At 65.7% G+C, this 1027-nt stretch carries 1 protein-coding gene; it reads right to left on the bottom strand.

Annotated elements, in window-relative coordinates; translation table 11 throughout:
- Positions 1-1027: adenosine deaminase (locus ACFHWU_RS29185; protein ID WP_416557682.1), on the bottom strand; the 1027-nt coding region annotated here is incomplete at both ends.

Here is a 1027-nt window from a genome sequence, read left to right as displayed (position 1 = left end):
GTACGCGGGCTTGATGACGTCGTCGATGACCGCCAGCCGCTCGTCGAACGGGATGAACGCACTCTTCATCGCGTTCACCGTCAACCACCGCAACTCCGACCACCCCCACCCGAACGCCTCCACCAACAACCACATCTCCCGCGACATCGACGTCCCACTCATCAACCGGTTGTCCGTGTTCACCGTCACCCGGAACCGCAGATCACGCAACAACCCCACCGGATGCTCACCAATCGAACCCACCGCACCCGTCTGCACATTCGACGACGGACACAACTCCAACGGAATCCGCTTGTCCCGCACATACGACGCCAACCGCCCCAACCGCACCCCACCCCCACCCACCTCGATGTCATCCACAATCCGCACCCCATGCCCCAACCGATCCGCACCACACCACTGAATCGCCTGCCAGATCGACGGCAACCCGAACGCCTCACCCGCATGAATCGTGAAATGGAAATTCTCCCGCTGCAAAAACTCGAACGCGTCCAAATGCCGCGTCGGTGGAAAACCCGCCTCCGCGCCCGCGATATCGAACCCCACCACCCCCACATCCCGGTACCGCACCGCCAGCTCCGCGATCTCCTGCGACCGCGCCGCATGCCGCATCGCCGTCAACAATGTCCCCACCCGGATCACCCGACCCGCCTCCGCCGCCTCCGCACACCCCGCCGCGAACCCCGCCAGCACCGCCTCCACCACCTGGCCCAACCCCAACCCCCGCGACAGATGCTGCTCCGGCGCGAACCGCACCTCCGCGTACACCACCCCGTCCGCCGCCAGATCCACCGCACACTCCGCCGCCACCCGGAACAACCCCGCCTCCGTCTGCATCACCGCCACCGTGTGCGCAAACGTCTCCAGATACCGCTCCAACGACCCCGAATCCGCCGCCGAGACGAACCACCGACCCAACTCCGACGGATCCGTCACCGGCAACACATGACCCACCTCGTCCGCCAACTCCACCACCGTCGCCGGCCGCAAACCACCATCCAGATGGTCATGCAGCAGCACCTTCGGC

This window comes from Micromonospora sp. LOL_015 (assembly GCF_048060275.1).
Classification (GTDB): domain Bacteria; phylum Actinomycetota; class Actinomycetes; order Mycobacteriales; family Micromonosporaceae; genus Micromonospora_E.
The sequence above is the reverse complement of the archived record's forward strand: the minus strand, read 5'-3'. Positions and strand labels throughout refer to the sequence as shown.